Annotated in this window: 16 protein-coding genes; 2 read left to right on the top strand and 14 right to left on the bottom strand. The window is 72.5% G+C overall.

Going from position 1 to position 17,670, the window contains the following annotated elements:
* The first annotated feature begins 651 nt into the window (after positions 1 to 651).
* Positions 652 to 1,479 (top strand): inositol monophosphatase family protein, encoded by an 828-nt coding sequence (locus ACIBSV_RS44520; RefSeq protein WP_395873214.1) that lies wholly within the window; start codon positions 652 to 654, stop codon positions 1,477 to 1,479.
* A gap of 78 nt (positions 1,480 to 1,557) precedes the next feature.
* Here the strand turns inward: ACIBSV_RS44520 and iolD are convergent, their stop codons facing one another.
* The 9 genes from iolD to ACIBSV_RS44475 all read right to left on the bottom strand — a co-directional run bounded on the left by iolD (position 1,558) and on the right by ACIBSV_RS44475 (position 11,497).
* Positions 1,558 to 3,441 carry a 3D-(3,5/4)-trihydroxycyclohexane-1,2-dione acylhydrolase (decyclizing) gene (iolD, locus tag ACIBSV_RS44515; RefSeq protein ID WP_395873213.1) on the bottom strand — a complete coding sequence of 628 codons (1,884 nt, stop codon included), beginning with the start codon at positions 3,439 to 3,441 and terminating at the stop codon, positions 1,558 to 1,560.
* Positions 3,438 to 4,340 (bottom strand): 5-deoxy-glucuronate isomerase, encoded by a 903-nt coding sequence (gene iolB / locus ACIBSV_RS44510; protein ID WP_395873212.1) that lies wholly within the window; start codon positions 4,338 to 4,340, stop codon positions 3,438 to 3,440. Before iolB ends, iolD begins: the two co-directional genes overlap by 4 nt.
* On the bottom strand, positions 4,337 to 5,254 hold the full coding sequence (locus ACIBSV_RS44505; RefSeq protein WP_395873211.1) for an aldolase: 918 nt from the start codon (positions 5,252 to 5,254) through the stop codon (positions 4,337 to 4,339). Before ACIBSV_RS44505 ends, iolB begins: the two co-directional genes overlap by 4 nt.
* Positions 5,251 to 6,252 (bottom strand): 5-dehydro-2-deoxygluconokinase, encoded by a 1,002-nt coding sequence (gene iolC, locus ACIBSV_RS44500; protein ID WP_395873210.1) that lies wholly within the window; start codon positions 6,250 to 6,252, stop codon positions 5,251 to 5,253. Before iolC ends, ACIBSV_RS44505 begins: the two co-directional genes overlap by 4 nt.
* Positions 6,249 to 7,169 (bottom strand): ATP-binding cassette domain-containing protein, encoded by a 921-nt coding sequence (locus ACIBSV_RS44495; protein WP_395873209.1) that lies wholly within the window; start codon positions 7,167 to 7,169, stop codon positions 6,249 to 6,251. The genes iolC and ACIBSV_RS44495 overlap by 4 nt, the downstream gene beginning before the upstream one ends.
* Positions 7,166 to 8,290 (bottom strand): ABC transporter permease, encoded by a 1,125-nt coding sequence (locus tag ACIBSV_RS44490; RefSeq protein ID WP_395873208.1) that lies wholly within the window; start codon positions 8,288 to 8,290, stop codon positions 7,166 to 7,168. The genes ACIBSV_RS44495 and ACIBSV_RS44490 overlap by 4 nt, the downstream gene beginning before the upstream one ends.
* Positions 8,287 to 9,282 carry a sugar ABC transporter substrate-binding protein gene (locus tag ACIBSV_RS44485; protein WP_395873207.1) on the bottom strand — a complete coding sequence of 332 codons (996 nt, stop codon included), beginning with the start codon at positions 9,280 to 9,282 and terminating at the stop codon, positions 8,287 to 8,289. The genes ACIBSV_RS44490 and ACIBSV_RS44485 overlap by 4 nt, the downstream gene beginning before the upstream one ends.
* A 239-nt stretch (positions 9,283 to 9,521) precedes the next feature.
* Positions 9,522 to 10,454 (bottom strand): TIM barrel protein, encoded by a 933-nt coding sequence (locus tag ACIBSV_RS44480; protein WP_395873206.1) that lies wholly within the window; start codon positions 10,452 to 10,454, stop codon positions 9,522 to 9,524.
* A complete protein-coding gene (locus ACIBSV_RS44475; protein ID WP_395873205.1) occupies positions 10,454 to 11,497 on the bottom strand; it encodes a Gfo/Idh/MocA family oxidoreductase in 1,044 nt (347 codons plus the stop codon). Before ACIBSV_RS44475 ends, ACIBSV_RS44480 begins: the two co-directional genes overlap by 1 nt.
* Positions 11,498 to 12,085: 588 nt before the next feature.
* Between ACIBSV_RS44475 and ACIBSV_RS44470 the strand changes: the two genes are divergently transcribed.
* Positions 12,086 to 13,090, top strand: coding sequence for a LacI family DNA-binding transcriptional regulator (locus tag ACIBSV_RS44470; protein ID WP_395873204.1), 1,005 nt, complete (start codon positions 12,086 to 12,088; stop codon positions 13,088 to 13,090).
* Between the two features lie 242 nt (positions 13,091 to 13,332).
* On the opposite strand, the gene ACIBSV_RS44465 is transcribed toward ACIBSV_RS44470, so the two are convergent.
* The 5 genes from ACIBSV_RS44465 to ACIBSV_RS44445 form a co-directional block, all read right to left on the bottom strand.
* Positions 13,333 to 13,551, bottom strand: coding sequence for an XdhC family protein (locus ACIBSV_RS44465; protein WP_395873203.1), 219 nt, complete (start codon positions 13,549 to 13,551; stop codon positions 13,333 to 13,335).
* A gap of 4 nt (positions 13,552 to 13,555) precedes the next feature.
* A complete protein-coding gene (locus ACIBSV_RS44460; RefSeq protein WP_395873202.1) occupies positions 13,556 to 14,011 on the bottom strand; it encodes a MaoC family dehydratase in 456 nt (151 codons plus the stop codon).
* A gap of 123 nt (positions 14,012 to 14,134) precedes the next feature.
* Positions 14,135 to 15,682, bottom strand: coding sequence for a long-chain fatty acid--CoA ligase (locus tag ACIBSV_RS44455; RefSeq protein ID WP_395873201.1), 1,548 nt, complete (start codon positions 15,680 to 15,682; stop codon positions 14,135 to 14,137).
* A gap of 62 nt (positions 15,683 to 15,744) precedes the next feature.
* On the bottom strand, positions 15,745 to 16,641 hold the full coding sequence (locus ACIBSV_RS44450; RefSeq protein WP_395873200.1) for an amidohydrolase family protein: 897 nt from the start codon (positions 16,639 to 16,641) through the stop codon (positions 15,745 to 15,747).
* Positions 16,638 to 17,573 (bottom strand): SDR family NAD(P)-dependent oxidoreductase, encoded by a 936-nt coding sequence (locus ACIBSV_RS44445; protein ID WP_395873199.1) that lies wholly within the window; start codon positions 17,571 to 17,573, stop codon positions 16,638 to 16,640. Before ACIBSV_RS44445 ends, ACIBSV_RS44450 begins: the two co-directional genes overlap by 4 nt.
* Positions 17,574 to 17,670 lie beyond the last annotated feature (97 nt).

Here is a 17,670-nt window from a genome sequence, read left to right as displayed (position 1 = left end):
CCACGGGACCGCCACCGGGCTCTCGTGCCTTGCGGCCGTGCGGGTACTACCTCCGGAATATGACCCACACATCCCCATGTCAACCACAACCGGCCCAACCACCCCGCACATCCCACCGACAGTGACCGCAACCACACGGTTCGTCGCCGCGAACTCCGCCCTCCGAGTGGCGAATGCCCTCCCACCCCGGCGGCCGACGACGACCACGAGTCCATCCACCGGATCGCCCCGGACACCGGCGCCGTCGCCGACGTGCTCGACCGTGACCTGCCCTCGTGCACCGAGGCGGAGGGTCCGGCCTTCCTGCCCACCGCCGACGGCGCGGTGCTGCACACCGATGTCGGCGCCCTCGCGCCTGGGGGTCGACTTCCGCCACTACCGGCCCGTCATGGGCCGACCCGCCATCGCGCGGCGCCGGTTCCCGACCACCGGACCGGCGTCGTGACGCGTGCCCGGGCGGGCGGCCAACCTGGTGGTGGACGGTGGCGGGCCTCGACATAATGCAGGGGCAATCTATTGCACGACGGCGACCCGATGCAGGGACGACCTTCGCGTGGGGCGAGGGTCGCGGGCCGATCGCGCGGGCCGGTCCACGGCCCCGGTCGATCGGGCATCGGTCTCATCGACCGTCGTAGGCAAGGAGCGACAATCGTGGTCTTCCCCCTTCCCCGTACGCTCGCGGCCCTGCGGATCGCCCGCGAAGCCGCCCAGATCATCCGCCGTGTCGGGCGGCCTCGGCGGATCCGGCTCAAGTCCTCCGCCGCGGACCTGGTCACCGCGACCGACGTGCGGGTGGAGAAACTGGTCCGGGCCTGGCTGAGCAGCCACTACCCGCAGGACGCGGTGGTCGGCGAAGAGGGCGGCGGGTTGGCCGAGTTGGACCTGCGCCGACCCACCTGGTTCGTGGACCCGCTCGACGGCACCACCAACTTCGCCCACGGACTGCCGCATTACGCGTGCGCCATCGCGTTCTGGGACGGCGAGCGGCTCGCGCTCGGGGTGGTCGCCGACGCGACCCGGCGTCGCACCTACTGGGCCGAGGCCGGCCGCGGCGCGTACGAGGGACGCAAGCGGTTGCACGTGTCGGACACCCGCACGCTGGGTCGCAGCGTGATCGCCACCGGCTTCCCGCCGTCCCGGGCCACCGACCCGGACAACAACCTGGCCGAGTTCCTGTCGGTGGTCAACGACACCCGCGACGTGCGTCGCCTGGGCTGCGCCGGCATCGATCTGTCCTGGGTGGCGGCGAGCCGCCTCGACGCGTACTGGGAGCAGCGCTGCGGGCCGTGGGACTGGGCCCCGGGCGCGATCCTGGTGCGTGAGGCGGGTGGTCGTGCCACCACGTTCGAGGGCGAGGACTGGAAGCCCGGCGACGGGGAGTTGGTGGCCTCCAACGGCGCCATCCACGACCGCCTGCTGCGTTCGTTCGCCCAGGCCAGGGCCGGCGCCGGGCTGCCCAGCCGGCCACTCGCCGCCTGATCGCCGGCACCCGCTGCCCGGCCGACGCGTCGGGCCCGTGATCGGTCGACGACCACCGATCACGGGCCCGCGACGTGCTCAGCCCTTGCGTTCCCGCTCGGCCCGGGCCAGGTCCATCCGCTCGCGCGCCGCGGTCACCTCCGCTCGCGCCGACACCTGCGGCACACCCACCTCCCACCACGCGCCGGCCTCGGTCCAGCGATCGGGCCGGGTGCGGACGACCACCACGGCCGGCCGGCGCGCCGCCCGCGCCGCCGCGTACGCCTTCGTCAACTCCTCGACGGTGTCGGCGGTGAACACCTCGGCGCCCAGGGCCGCGGCGTGCGCGGCGAAGTCGACCCGAACGTCCGCGGCGGCGCCCGGACCCCGGCAATCGGTGATCATGTTGTTGAACGGCGCCGCGCCCTGGCCCTGTTGCAACCGGGCGATCACCGCGTAGCCGCCGTTGTCGCAGACCACCGCGACGAACCGGTGCCCGGACAGAACCGCCGAGTACAGCTCCGAGTTGAGCATCAGGTAGGAGCCGTCACCGAGCAACGTGGTGACCACGCCCGCCGGCCGGGCCATCGCCGCGCCCCACGCCCCGGCGATCTCGTAGCCCATGCAGGAGAATCCGTACTCGACGTCCATCGTCGCCGCCCCGACCTCCCCCGAGGCCCGCCAGCCGCCGACCAGTTCACCGGGCAGCCCGCCGGCCGCGGTGAGGACGTAGTCGTCGGCCCCGGCCAGTGTGTTCACCACGCCGACCACCTGCGCGTACGTCGGCGGCTCGGCCGGGTCGGCGGGCGCCCGCAGCCGGTCGATCGTGGCGTCCCAGGCCCGCCGTTCGCGCTCGGCCCGGGCGGTCCACGCCGGGTCCGCCCGCCATGCGCCCAGCAGTGGGGTGAGTTCGCGCAACGCCTCGCGGGCGTCCCCGGTCACCGGTGCGGCGTGCCGCTTGACCGCGTCGAACCGGGCCGCGTTGATCGAGACCAGGCGTGCGTCGGCGGCGAAGACGCTCCAGGACGCGGTGGTGAAATCCTGGAGACGGGTGCCGACGGCCAGGATCAGGTCGGCGTCGGCGGCGAGCGCGTTGGCCGAGGCCGAACCGGTCACCCCCAACGGTCCGGCGTGCAGCGGGTCCTCGTGCGGCAGCAGGGTGCGCCCGGCGACTGTCTCGGCGAACGGGACACCGTGCGCCCGGGCCAGCCGCAACACCTCGGCCGCCGCGCCGGAGTAGCGCACGCCGCCGCCGACCACCAGCAGCGGACGTTCGGCGCCGCGCAACAGGTCCGCCGCGTGCCGAAGTTCGGTCAGATCCGGGCGCGGCCGCGGGATCCGGTGCAGGCGCGGCTCGAACAGGCTCAGCGGAAAGTCGTACGCCTGCGCCTGCACGTCCTGCGGCAGTGCGAGGGTGACCGGCCCGCAGTCGGCCGGGTCGGTCAGCACCCGGGCCACCTGCGGAAGGGTGGCGATCAACTGTTCGGGGCGGGTGATCCGGTCCCAGTAGCGACTGACCGCGCGGAAGGCGTCGTTGACCGTCGTGCTCGGGTCGTGGAAGTGCTCGACCTGTTGCAACACCGGATCGGGGGCGCGGCTCGCGAACGTGTCGCCGACCAGCAGGAGCAGCGGCAGTCGATTGGCGTGCGCGACGCCCGCCGCGGTGACCATGTTCAGCGCGCCCGGCCCGATCGAGGAGGTCGCGGTGAACACCTGGCGGCGCCGAGTGGCCCGCGCGTACCCGACCGCGGCCAGCGCCATGCCCTGTTCGTTCTGGCCGCGCCAGACCGGCATGCGCTCGCCCGCCTCGTGCAGCGCGTCGCCCAGGCCGAGCACGTTGCCGTGGCCGAAGATGGCGAACACGCCGGGGAACAGTCGCGCCCGGTCGCCGTCGAGGAGTTCGCTCTCCTGCGCCACCATCCAGCGCACCAGGGCCTGGGCCGTGGTCAGCCGTACGGTCGCGCCGGTTGTGGGCGGGCTCATCGGGTTCCTCCGTTCGGCGCGGGCGGCGGGGTCAGCGGGCAGCGGGGGTCGGGCTCGTCCTCGGCCCAACTCTCGCGCATCCAGTGGTGGGCGGGATCGTCGCAGGCGAGCATCGCGCGCTCGTCGGCCGGACCGGCCATCACGTTGAGGTAGTAGAGGTGGTGCCCGGGGGTGGCCACGCACGGGCCGTGGTAGCCGCGTGGGACCAGGAAGACGTCGCCGTCGCGCACGGTCACCGTCTCGTCGATCGTGCCGTCGGTGGTGTAGGTGCGGTGCAGACCGAAGCCGGTCCGGTCGGGTGTGCGCCCGTCCCGCCCGGCCACCCGGAAGAAGTAGATCTCCTCGTTGACGCTCTCGTGCGCGCTCGCGGTGTCGTGCTTGTGCGGCGGATGGGAGGACCAGTTGCCGTCCGGGGTGAGGATCTCGCAGACGATCAGTTTGTCCGCCTCGAACACGTCGGGGGTCATCAGGTTGTTCGCCTGTCGGGTCGCGCGCCCGGTGCCGCGCACCTCGACCGGCACGCCGGCCGCCGGGCCGTACGCCGGATCCAGTCGCCGGGTCGCCCGCGCCGAGGCGAGTGCGAGTTGGCAGCCGTGCGTGCCGGACAGCCGCAGTTCGGCGTCGCGCGGCACGTACGCGAAGTCCGACACGGCGGTGAACACGCTTTCGCGTCCCGCCAGTTCGAACCGCCGACCCTCGGTCTGCACGGTCACGGACCCGGCCAGCGGGATCACCGCGACCTCGTGCTCCCCGGTCGCCAGCACCCGCTCGCCGCCCGGCGGCAGGTGCACCACCCGCAGACCGCTGTAGCACCATCCGGCGAGTTCGGGGGTGATCAGCAACGGGTCGTCGCCGGCGCCGGCGGTGCCCCAGGGGTGGAACAGGGTCGGGTCGTTCACGCGATCACCTCCACCGCGCGCGGATTCGCCGCGCGCAACACCCGCGCGGCGGCGTCCACCGCTCCGCGCACGTCGCCGTCGGGCGGGTAGAGCAGCGCGCGACCGACCACCAGGCCGCGCACGGCCGGTTGGGCCAGCGCGCGCCCCCACGAGGACAGGTCGGCCTGCGGGTCGGCGGACGGCACGCCGCCCAGCACCACGGTGGGCAGGGTGGTCGCGCCGGCCACCTTGTCCGGTTCCTCGGTCGCGGGCAGCTTGAGCCAGGTGTAGGCGGACGTGGTGCCCAGTGCCGAGGCGACGGTGACCGCGCGGATGTTGGCGGCGGTGCCCCGATCGAGGATCAGTCGCCCGGAGGCGTCGCGCCGGTACGGCAGCGGCTCGACCATCGCGCGGATGCCGTGCTCGGCCAGTTCGCTCACCGCCCGGGCGCAGCCCTCAAGTGTGGGTACCGTGCCGGCGTCCTGGTCCACGATGCGCAGCAACATCTTGCCGCCGTCGAGCCGATGGCGGCGGATGGCGTCCGCGTCGTAGCCGGTGAAGCGGTCGTCGATCTCCCAGGAGGCGCCGGCCAGCCCGCCCCGGTTCATCGAGCCGATCACCACCTTGTCCTCGAGCGCGCCCAGCAGCAGCAGTTCCTCGATCACGTCGGGGGTGCCCAGGACGCCGTCCACGTCGGGGTGTTCGAGCGCGTCGACCAGCCTGCCGAGCAGGTCGCGCCGATCGGCCATGGCGAGCGGATCGGCGCCCACCCCGAGCGAGCCGCGCCCGGGGTGGTCGGCGGCGACCAGGAAGAGCGTGCCCCGCGCGGAGAGCAGTCGCGGTCGGCGCCGGCGCTCGGCGTACGCGGCGAACACCGCGTCGGGGCGATTCGCCCGGGTCGCCAGCAGGTTGGTCCAGTCGCGGTCGCTGATCACGTTCGGGTCTCCAGCATCGGGTGGTTCACGAGTTTCTCGATTTCCGCGTCGGTGGGCATCGCGTCGGCGCACGCGAGCCGGCCGGCGACCAGCGCCCCGGCGGCGTTGGCGTACTCGGCGATCCGGGTCGGCTCCCAGCCGGCGAGCAGGCCGTGCACCAGGGCCCCGCCGAAGGCGTCGCCGGCGCCGAGTCCGCACACCACCTCGACCCGGCGCGGGGTGACCGTGGCGCTGCCGTCGGGGGTGGCCACCAGCACGCCGTCGGCGCCCTTCTTGACCAGCACCAGGCGTACGCCCCGGTCGAGCAGCCGCCGGGCCGCCTCGTCCGGGTCGGCGGTGCCCACCGCGACCTCCACCTCGGTGCGATTGCCCACCACCACCGTGGCCTCGTCGACGAGTTCGCCGATCCGGCGGGCGGCGGTCTCCCGATCCGGCCAGAACATCGGCCGATAGTCGAGGTCGAGCACGGTGTGTGTGCGCCTGCCGCGCACGGCGAGCATCCGGCGGTGGGTGCCGCGCGAGGGCTCGGTGCTCACGCCGGTGCCGGTCACCCACAACACCGGCACGTCGCGGACCAGGTCCCACGGCACGTCCTCGTCGGTGAGCGTGAGGTCCGGGGCTACCGGGAGTCGGTAGAACAACAGCGGCGGGTCCTCGGGCGGGTCGAGCGCGCAGAAGACCACCGGGGTGAGCAGCCGTTCGTGCGTGGCCACCCACGCGGGGTCGACGCCGAAGTCGGCCAGCGCGGTGCGCACGAACGTGCCGAAGGGGTCCGGGCCGACCTTGGTCAGTACCGCGGAGCGGCGGCCGAGCCGGGCGGCGGCGACCGCCACGTTGGTGGCGGTGCCGCCGAGCGATCTGGCGAAGCTCTCGACGCGGTCGAGCGGGACGCCGCTCTGCTGCGGATACAGGTCCACGCCCACCCGCCCGACGGTGAGGACCTCGATGCCGGCGCCGGCCGCGGGAGCGGACGCGGGGACTCGCTCGGGCGCCGTCATGTCTTCGCTCCCGCACCCAACTCGTGTGCGAGCGCCTCCAGTTCCGCACCACCCGCCATCTGTCGGGTGAGTTCGGCCAGGGTGATCTCGTCCTTGCCGAAACAACCCTGGCTGCGCCCCCGATTGAGCAGCAGGAAGCGGTCTCCCACCGGGTAGGCGTGGTGCGGGTTGTGCGTGATGAACACGACGCCCAGACCCCGGTCGCGGGCCCGGGCGATGTAGCGCAGCACCACGCCGGCCTGCTTGACGCCGAGCGCGGCGGTCGGCTCGTCGAGGATCAGCACCTTCGCGCCGAAGTGCACGGCCCGCGCGATGGCCACGCACTGGCGCTCGCCGCCGGAGAGCGTACCCACCGGCTGTTCGACGTCCCGCAGGTCGATGCCCATGTCCAGTAGCGCGCGACGGGCGGTGCTTCGGGCCTGTGCGATGTCGAGCCGGGAGAAGGGACCGCGTCCCTTGCGCGGTTCCGAGCCGAGGAAGAAGTTGCGCCACACGCTCATCAGCGGCACCACGGCCAGGTCCTGGTAGACCGTGGCGATGCCCCGATCGAGCGCCTGCCGCGGCGAGGAGAACCGGACCGGCGCGCCCTCCACGAGGTATTCGCCGCTGTCGTTCGCGTGCACGCCGGCCAGGATCTTGATGAAGGTCGACTTGCCCGCGCCGTTGTCGCCCAGGACGCAGGTCACTTCGCCGGCGTCGACCGTGGTGGAGACCCCGTCGAGCGCGATCACACTGCCGAACCGCTTGCCGACACCGCGCAGTTCGAGCAGGTGCGCGCCGGCGGCCCGGGTGCTCGCATCGGCCCGTGTGGCGCCCGCCGCCTCGACGGCGGCCCCGGTCGCGCCCGGCTCCTGTGCCGCGGCGCTCTCGACGGTGGTCTGCTCTTCGGCCGTCCGGCCGGATTCCGGATTCGTCATCGACGGGACCTCTCCGCGCGGCGCCGGAAGGAGTTGTTGACCAGGACGGCCGCCAGCAACATCACGCCCAGGAAGAGCTGGAACCAGTCGCTGTTCCACTTCGCGTAGACGATGCCCTGGCGGGCCATGCCGAAGATCAGCGCACCCACCGCCGCGCCGATCGCCGACCCGTAGCCGCCGGTGAGCAGGCAACCGCCGATCACCGCGGCGATGATGTACTGGAACTCCAGGCCGATGCCCTGATTGGCCTGGACCGAGGTGTAGCGCAGGATGTTGATCGAGCCGACCAGCCAGGCGGCGCCCGCGGTCGTCATGAACAGCACGATCTTGGTGCGGTCGACCGGGACGCCGACGTTGCGCGCGCTGACCGGAGCGCCGCCGACGGAGTAGATCCAGTTGCCGAACCGGGTCCGCGCGAGCACCCAGGTCGCCAGCGCCGCCAGCAGCAGCCACCACAACACCGAGACCTGGATCTCGGTGCCGGCGACGGCCATCGTCGAGGCGAAGAACCGCCCGGCCGACTCGTAGCCGTCGGTGGAGCGCATCCCGCTGACCTGGACGCTGTTGGTCACGTGCCGGGTGACGCCGAGGTTGAGGCCCTGCAGGGCCAGGAACGTGCCCAGCGTGATGATGAAGCTGGGCAGTCCGGTCCGCACCACGAGCCAGCCGTTGAGCGCGCCGACCGCGAGCGCGAACACCAGGGACACCGCGAGCGCGGGCCACACCGACCAGCCCGCCCGGGTCGCCAGCATCGCCGTGATGAGCGCGGTCGAGGCGGTCATCACGCCGGCCGACAGGTCGAACTCGCCGCCGATCATCAGCAGCGCCACGGCCACCGCCATGATGCCCAGCGTGGCCGAGTCGTCCAGCCAGGTCGCCGCCCCGGACGCGGTGAAGAACCCGTCCGCGACGATCGAGAAGAAGCACATCACCAGCACGGCGCCGATCAGCGAGCCCAGCTCGGGCCGGACCAGCAGTCGGTGTACGAGGGTGGCCGGCGCGACCCGTTCGTCCTTGCCGGACGCGGTGGGCGGCACGGCGCCGGGTGCGCTGCCGGGTGCGCCGGGCGCGGGGCCCGCCGCCTCGGACGGCGTCGAGGGTGTCGAGGGACTCATCGTCATCTGGTCCCCCGCTGCGCGTACTCGGCCACCGCGCCGACGTTGTTCTTGTCGACGAATCCGGGACCGGTCAGTACGGGCTTGCCACCGCCGACGGTGTTGGCGTTGTCCCGGTAGAGCTTGATCATCGTCACCGGCAGGTAGCCCTGGAGGTACTGCTGCTGGTCCACCGCGAAGACGATCTTGCCGTCCTTGATCCCGGTGACCACGTCCGGGTTGAGGTCGAAGGTGGCGATCTGCGCCTTGGAGTTCGCGTCGCCCACGGCACCCACCGCGACCGCGGCCACCTGTGGGTTGAGCGCGAGCACGGCGTCGATCGAGGAGTCCGACTGGAGCGCGCCGCGAATGCGGGCCTGGATGTCGGTGGGGTTGCCGATGTCCACCTGGAGGGTCTGCGTCGCACCGCCGAAGCCGGCCTTGGCGCCGTCGCATCTCTGGTTCAGGCCGATGTTGCCCGCCTCGTGGATGACGCACAACATCTTCGTCCGGCCGGCCTGCTTGAGCTTGGCACCGGCCGCCTCACCGGCGATCGACTCGTCCTGGCCGACGTGCGCGATCGCGCCGAACTCGGTGGATTTGGCCTGCCCCGAGTTGATGGTGATCACCGGGATGCCCTTGGCGGTGGCCGCCTTGATCGAATTGGCCAGCGCGTCCGGGTTGGCCATCGAGACCACGATGCCGCCCACCCCCTGGGTGACCGCGTTGTCGATCAACCGGGCCTGACCGGCCGGGTCGCCGTTGCCCTGGTACTGGACGTCCACGCCCAGCTTCTTGCCCGCGTCCTGGGCGCCGTTCTGGACGACGCTCCAAAACGCGTCCCCCGCCGAGCCGTGGGTGATCACGGCCACGGTGTTGTTGCCCTTGGCCGCGGCGGTCGGGGCGCCGTCGGGAGTCTTCTTGGTATCCGGGTCGCTGCCGGACGGGCTGCTGCACGCGGCGAGGACGAGCGCGGAAACGCCGAGGGCGGCGGCGAATCCGAGAGAACGTCGGGGCATCGATTACTCCTCGTCAAGACGGTGGGCGGTCGGGACGAACGGGTCGCGTCGGGAGTCGGTCCGGGATCGGTACGGGTCGGTTCGGCGGGTGGACCGGTGCGGTGGATGCGGCGGGTGGAGGGCTGCTGCGGTAGGGGCGCGGGCGGCGGTTCGCTGGGGATGTCGTACCCAGCCGGGCGGTCGGCAAGGGAGCGACGACCCGCCGGCCTCGCGCGACGTGTGGGGGGCGACCGGCGGCGTCAGTTGCCGCGCAGGTGGGCCAGGCCGCGCGCGGTGTCGTGGCGCGGCAGGTCGGCGTCGGCCGGATCGTCCGTCAGCCGGGTGTCCTGCTCCAGCACGTACCAGCCGCGATACCCGGCCGTCCGCAGCGACGCGACGATCTCGGCGACCGGGACGTCGCCCTCGCCGAGCGGGCGGTACAGGCCCCGCCCGACGGCGTCGGCGTAGGTCAGCGCGCCGGATCGCACCAGCGCGGCGGTGTCCTCGTGCACGTCCTTGAGGTGCACGTGCCCGATGCGTTCGGGGTGCCGATGGACCAGATCGAGCGGGTCGGTCCCGCCGATCAGCAGGTGACCGGTGTCCAGGCACAGCGGCAGTTCGCTGTCCCGCAGGAAACGCTCGACCTCCGCGGCGGTCTCCACGTGCGTGCCGACGTGCGGATGCAGCGTCGCGCGCAGGCCGTACGCCCCGGCGATCCGCGCGACGTGGGCGGCCGTGTCGATCAGGCACCGCCACTGCGCGTCGGACAACTCGGGCCGGGTGTCGTAGCCGTCCAGCCCGGTGGCCGCCGCGAGCACGAGCACCTCGCCACCGGCGGCGGCGATCAACTCGGCCGTACGCTCGGCGCTCGCCGTCGACTCGGCGACGCGGTCCCGGTCGTGCAGCACGAGTGCGGCGAACGAGCCGACCAGGGTGAGGCTGTGGCCTTCCAGGACACCCTTGAGTACCGAGGGGTCGTCCGGGAGGTAGCCGGGTGGGCCGAGTTCGGTGGCGGTCAGGCCGAGGGCGGCCATCTCGCCGAGCACGGTGTCCACGGGCAACATCGGGCCCCAGCCGGGCACCTCGCACACCCCCCAGGTGATCGGCGCACCGGCGAGCCGCGCATCGTGCGAGGCGGGGGCGGACGAGGTGTTCGCGGCGGTCGCGGCGGACGGCGTGGTCGGGTTGGTCATCACGCCACCTCCGAGCCGATCGGTGCGACGGGATCCGCGCTCGCGGCGGCCAGTACGGCGGCCGGGTCGATCGGCCGGCCCGTGCGCCGGGACCGCTCGCACGCGTCGGCGAGCACCAGGCTGCCCAGCGAGTCGCCGATCGGGGACGGGTTGGCCATCCGGCCGGCGACCACCTCGACGAACACCCGCATCTCGTTGCCGTACGCGAGGGCGAAGCGCTCGGGGAAGCCGGGGTAGGCGTCCGGACCGGCCCGCGGGCCGTCCGGCTCGAGCGAGGTCACCGGCGTCCGCGGGTCCAGACCCACCGCGAGCGACTGGGCCGAACCCAGCACCTCGATCCGATGGTCGTAGCCCGCCGGGTCGTGCCGACCGCCGGTGAGCACCGCGTGCGCGCCACTCGCGAAGCGCAGCACCACGACCGCGTTGTCCACGTCGTCGGCCTTCGCGAACGCCTCGTCCACCAGGACCGAGCCGCTGGCGAACACCTCGACGACCGGTTCGCCGAGCAACCACGGCACGGCGTCCAGATCGTGGATGAGCAGGTCGCGGAAGATCCCGCCGGACGCGGGCAGGTAGCCGAAGTCGGGTGGCGCGGCGTCCTGGCCGACCGCGCGGACCAGGTAGGGCGTACCGGTCTCGCCCGCGTCGAGCCGGCGCTTCAACTCCACCACGGCCGGGTCGAAGCGGCGCTGGAAGCCGACCAGGACCGGCACCCCGCTCGCCTCCACGTCGGCGATCAGGGCGATCATCGCGGCGATATCCGAGGCGATCGGCTTCTCGCACAGGGTCGGGACGCCGGCGGCCACGGTCCGCCGCAACATCTGCGGATGGGTGTCGGTGGGGGTTGCCACCACGACCCCGTCGACCTCGGCGAGCAGGGTTTCCAGGTCGGCGACCGCCTCGGCGCCGAGTTCCCGGGCGAGGGCGTCCGCGCGACCCGGTTGCGGGTCGAACAGGACGAGCTTGTCGACCGTCTCCAGGCTCGTGAGGTTCCGCGCGTGCATCGCGCCGATCCGCCCCACGCCTGCGACTCCGATACGCATCAGATTCATTTCTCCCGTGGACTATGGACAGTGGGCAGCCGGCCGAGAGTGGGCTGCCCGGTCGGTTGTCGGCGGCCGACCGGCGGCCGACCCGTTCGACGAGCGGGATTCCTCAAGCCTTCGGATTGGAGCGCTCCACTTTTGGAGCGCTCCAATCCGAGAACGCCCCAAGACTGATACCCGTCGTCCGAGCGTGTCAAGAGTCACTCGTAACGTTCGCTTAACGCCGCTGAAACCCGTGAATCGATGGGCAATACAGCCACACGGCCGAGCGGTGTGCGCCGCCTGGGCCGGACCGGTGCGGCACCCTTGTGGAGCGCTCCATTCATTGGAGCGCTCCATCCGTGTAACCTCGATGCCACGGCTGTCGGTCATCGGGTCGTGGTGTCGCCGACGGCCCGGTCGCGCGGGGTCGCCGAGGTGCGGCAGCGCGTGGGGTGGGGTCGCGGAGGTGCGGGTCGCGGATCCACCGGGTCGTCGTACGCCTCGAATCGGCGAACGTCGAACCCCAGGGCCGGCGTTGCGCCGATCATCGCGGTGTCGAACGATCCGACCGACGGCTCCGCATCGGGAGAAAGGTGAGCATCAGTGTCCGGTCCCACCCTCGAGGATGTCGCCGCCCGCGCCGGGGTTTCCCGCTCGCTCGTGTCGCTGGTGATGCGCGACTCGCCCAAGGTCAGCGAGGCCCGCCGGCAGGCCGTCCTGGCCGCCGCCCGCGAGTTGGGCTACCGCCCCAACCTCAACGCCCGCACCCTGGCCACCGGCAGCAGCAGCACGCTGGGCGTGATGATCTCGGATCTGCACAACCCGTACTTCGCCGAGGTGGTCGACGGCGTCGAGGCCGCGGCGCACGCCTGCGGCATGGACATCATCCTGGGCACCGGCGGACGCCGCCCCGCGCACGAACGCCGCAGCCTGGAACGCCTGCTGCAATTCCACCCCGCCGGGCTGGTCCTGCTCGGCCCGGTCGTGGAGACCGCCGCGATCGAGGACGCCGGCGCCCAGGTGCCCACCGTGCTGGTGGCCCGGAGCGTCCGGTCCGCCCGGGTGGACACCGTCAACGACGACGGTGCCACCGGATCGGCCCTGGCCGTCGAACACCTGGCCGCGCTCGGCCATCGCGACATCGTGCACGTGGACGGCGGCGCCGGGTCGCAGGCCGCGGTCCGCCGCCGCGGCTACGAACAGGCCATGGAGCGCCTGGCGTTGCACCGCCACCTGTGCGTCGTGCCGAGCGAATACACCGACACGGGCGGCGCCCGGGCCGCGCGGGCCCTGCTGGAGGGCGACACCCTGCCCACCGCCATCGTCGCCGCCAACGACTTCAACGCGGTGGGCATCATCGGCGAACTGTCCGCGTCCGGCGTGCGGGTGCCCCAGGACGTCTCGGTGGTCGGCTACGACAACACCCACCTCGCCGGCTTGCGACACATCGGCCTGACCACGATCAACCAGCCGCGGGAGGAGATGGGCCGGCTGGCCACCGAGACCCTCCTGCAACGCCTGCGCGGCGAACGCACCAAGGCCGCCCGCCACCTGCTCCACCCGGAACTGGTGATCCGCACCAGCACGGCCCCACCCCGCCACCCCTGACCCGCCCCGGGACCGGCGCCCCACCGATGTCAGCGCGGTTCCGGGCTCCGCGGCTCACCCCCGAGCAGCCACCACCCGCCACCCACACGCGCCGGCCGACCGGCCCGCCCGCGGCTACTTCCGCCGTGCCCGAACCGTCGGCCGTTCGTACCCGTGGCGGCACCGGCCGAGCGCGTCGCGGGCACGAACGCCCCCACCGAAAGCCCGGGCAGCCGCGTGCCGTGAGCGCCCGCTCGTGCCGCTCAGGCGTTGATCGGCCCGGTCGCCTCGCTCAGCGACCTGCCGGTGCGCCCGTCGAGGACCGCGAGGATCTCCGCGCACACCGCCAGTGTCGTCTCGACCGGGGTGCGGGCGCCCAACTCGAGGCCGATCGGCCCGTGCACCGACTCCACCTGATCCTCGGGTACGCCCGCGGCCAGGAGCCGTTCGGCCCGCCGCCCCCGGGTGCGACGCGAGCCCACGGGATCAGCGATAGAAGCGCGAAATGCTCCGCAGGGCGCAGGCCGGCTTCGTGCCCCCGTCGATCTCGATGGTTCCGTCCACCGTGATCTGTACGCCGTCGCCGGCCACGGCCTCGACGTCGGCGACCCGGGCGGTCAGCCGGATCCGGGCGCCGGCGGGAACGGGGGCGGGGAAGCGCACCTTGTCGAGGCCGTAGTTGACCTTGGTGGTGACGCCCTCGACCTCCAACAGTTCGCCGAAGGCCGGGATGAACAGCGCCAGCGTGAGATAGCCGTGCGCGATGGGACCGCCGAACGGCCCGGCCGCGGCACGGGCGACGTCCACGTGGATCCATTGGTGGTCGTCGGTGGCGTCGGCGAACGTGTCGATGCGTTCCTGCGTGACGTCGATCCAGGCACTGGCGCCCAGATCCTTGCCTGCCAGGGTGGCGAGTTCGTCGAAGTGCACGGTCAGAGTCACGGATTGCTCCATCGGTTGTCGGGAACCCGGCGAAAGCCGGAGTGCGGATCGGGAGAAGGTGCCGGCGCGAGAGCGCGAACCGGCGGTGCAGGCCCGGCGAACCGCGCCGGAAGATCGGGCGCTTCAGCGGTCCGCCGCAAAGTCGCCCCCGCCGCGCAACTCGGCCTTGAGCACCTTGCCGGCGGCGTTGCGAGGCAACACGGGGAGTACGTGGACGGCCTTGGGCAGCTTGTACCGGGCCAGTCGGCCGTCGAGAAAGCGCAGGATGTCGTCCCCACCGATAGTCGTGCCCGGCCTCAACACCACTGTTGCGTGCGGGACTTCGCCCCAGCGTGCGTCGGGGACACCGTAGACGGCGCACTCGGCGACGTCCGGGTGGCCGGCGATGGCGTTCTCCACCTCGGCGGGGTAGACGTTCTCGCCACCCGAGATGATCATGTCCTTGATCCGGTCGACGATGGTGACGTGGCCGTCCTCGTCGGTACGGGCGGCGTCACCGGTGCGCAACCAGCCGTCGGTGAACGCGTCGGCGCTCTCGCGCGGCAGGCCCCAGTAGCCGGGCATCACGTTGGGGCCGCGCACCACGACCTCGCCGACGTCGCCGGGGGCGGTCTCGGTCAGGTCCGGGCGCACGACGCGCACATCGGTGAAGAAGTGCGGGACACCGGCGGATCCGGCCTTGTCGACGGCGTGTTCGGCGGCCAGGAACAGGGTTCCGGGCGCGGCCTCGGTCATGCCGTAGCCCTGGCAGAAGTTCAGGCCGCGCCGTTGGTAGGCGGTGATGAGCGCCGGGGGCACGGGTGCGCCACCGCAGTTGAGCAACCGCAGCGAGGACAGATCCGCGTCCACCCAGCGCGGCGCGTCGGCCAGTTGCCGGAACATCGCGGGCACGCCGAACATCACGGTCACCCGGTGCCGGGCGATCGCGTCGAACGTGGCGTCCACGTCGAAGCGTTCGGCGAGCACACAGGTGCCTCCCTTGAGCAGCACGGGCAGCGCGAGCATGTTCAGCGCGGCGGTGTGGAACAGCGGCGCGGACACCAACGCGACCTCGTCCGCGGCCAGATCCTGATCGATCAGCACGTTGAAGCTGTTCCAGGTGATGTTGCCGTGGGTGAGCACGGCCCCCTTGGGTCGGCCCGTGGTGCCCGAGGTGTACATGATCATGCACGGGTCGTCCAACGTGCCCGGCGCGTCGTCGAGTTCGGTGTCCATGGCGCTCGGCGGCGAATCCGTCGCCGCCAGTCGGGCGAGCGGCAGCAACGTCGGCGAGCCCGGTGCGGTGGGCAGTTCCTGCACCAGCGCGCCGTGGGTGGGGGCGTGCACGAGCACTCGCGCGCCGCAATCGGCGAGTTGGTAGGCGATCTCCGATGCGGTCAGGCGGGTGTTCAGCGGTACGAACACCGCGCCCAGCCGGCCGGTGGCGAACAGCGTCTCCAGGAACGCCGGGTGATTGGGGCCCAGGTACGCGACACGGTCGCCGGGCCGCACCCCGTGTCGTTCGCGCAGGGCGGCTGCGATCGCGCGGGTACGGGCGTGCAGTCGGGCGTAGCTCTGCCGGACGGGTCGGCCGTCCGGACCCTGGTGGACGAGTGCGATGCGGTCCGGACTCCTGCGGGCGCGGCGCGCGGTCCACGAGCCCAGTCCTTGGTTGCGCGCGGTGTGGCGCACGGTTCCCCCTGAGAGGTGAGGGCCGGTCGGGCGGAGCGGGGCGGTGCCCGACCGGCGATGGGTCAGCCGGACAGACCGAGCAGGCGGGCGGCGTTGTCCTTGAGGATCTTCGGACGGACGTGGTCCTTGATCGGCAGCCGCGCGAAGTCGGCCAGCCAGCGTTCCGGGCTGATCACCGGGTAGTCGGAGCCGAACAGCACCTTGTCCTGGAGCAAGGTGTTGGCGTACTGGACCAGTTGCGCCGGGAAGTACTTCGGCGACCAGCCGGACAGGTCGATGTAGACCCCCGGCTTGTGGGTGGCGACCGACAGTGCCTCGTCCTGCCAGGGGAACGAGGGGTGCGCCAGGATGATCTTCAGGTGCGGGAAGTCGACGGCCACGTCGTCGACATGCATCGGGTTGGAGTACTTGAGCCGGATCCCACCGCCCCCGGGCAGGCCGGCGCCGATGCCGGTCTGGCCGGTGTGGAACAGCGCGATCGCGCCGAGTTCCTCGATCACCTCGTACAGGCCGTACACCATACGGTCGTTGGGGTGGAAGCCCTGGATCGAGGGGTGGAACTTGAAGCCGCGCACGCCGTATTCGGTGATCAGCCGTCGGGCCTCGCGCACCCCGGCGCGGCCGCGGAAGGGGTCGATGGACGCGAACGGGATGAGCACGTCGGCATTGGCGGCCGCGGCTTCCGCGACCTCGTCGTTGGGCACCGGCGCGGTGCCGGTGGCGTGCTCCGCGTCGACGGTGAACACCACCGCCGCCATGCGGCGTTCGCGGTAGTAGGCGGCCATCTCCGGCAGGGTGGGTTTGCGCTTCCCGGCCACCTTGAAGTACGCGGACGAGGCGTCGTGCAGGTCCTCCGCCAGGGACGCGGCACCCCGGGTGGAGACCTCGGCGTGGGTGTGCACGTCGATCGCGGTCAGCGCGTCGAGGTCGAACGTGGGGCGGTAGGGCGTGGTGCTCATCGGGTCGCCCCGTCCGGGACGCGCGGGGCGGGGACCCCGACGGTCTGCGGCTCGCGGCCGGGGCCGGTCGCCCACACGTCGGCGATGCCGTGCGGGCTCCACCCGCCGTCCGCGTAGGCGACGGCGACCTCCTGGGGGTGCGACCACAGGGCCAGCTTGTCGCCGCCGATGCCGATGCACTGGCCGGTGACGGTGCGCGCCGCGTCCGAGACCAGGAACGGCACCAGCACGGCGCAGTCCTCGACGGTGCCGAACCCCTCGCCCTTGCGCAGGAAGTCCGGCAAGGGCACGCCCTCGCGCAGTCCCGCCACGTACGGCGCGAAGGCGGGGATCGACTCGGTCATGGCGGTGGCGGCGATCGGGACGACGGCGTTGACCGTGATCGCGGACCGGGCCAGTTCCATCGACCAGGTGCGCACCATCGCGGCGATGCCGGCCTTGGCGGCGGCGTAGTTGGTCTGGCCGAAGTTGCCGCGCTGGCCCGCCGGGGAACCGACCATCACCAGCGAGCCGCCCTCGCCCTGTTCGCGCAGTTGCCGGGCGGCGGCCCGGGCGCAGGTGAAGGTGCCGCGCAGGTGGACGGCGACGACGTCGTCGAAGTCCTCGTCGCTCATCTTCCAAAGCACCTTGTCGCGCAGGATGCCCGCGTTGGTGACCATCGCGTCCAGGCGCCCGAAGTCGCGCACCGCACGGGCCACCAGTTCGTCGGCGACCTCGGTGGAGTCGACCGGGCCCGGGGCGGCGACGGCGCGGTGGCCGGCGGACACGATCCGCGCCGCGGCGGCCTCGGCGACGGCCGGGTCCAGGTCGTTGACCACGATCGCCGCACCGGCCTCGGCCAGCGCGGACGCGTAGGCCAGGCCCAGACCACGGCCCGCGCCGGTGACGACGGCGACCTTGCCGTGCAGGTCCAGCGGGTTCGATGCGTCCATGCGCACGTCCTTCGGAAATTGCCCGCCCGCCGGTGCCGTCGGGCACCGGGCGTGGGCTCGGGAATGGCGAACGGGAACGGCGGGAGCCTGCCTCGGC

Origin of the sequence: Embleya sp. NPDC050154 (assembly GCF_044460165.1) — a bacterium.
GTDB lineage: Bacteria > Actinomycetota > Actinomycetes > Streptomycetales > Streptomycetaceae > Embleya.
The sequence above is the reverse complement of the archived record's forward strand: the minus strand, read 5'-3'. Positions and strand labels throughout refer to the sequence as shown.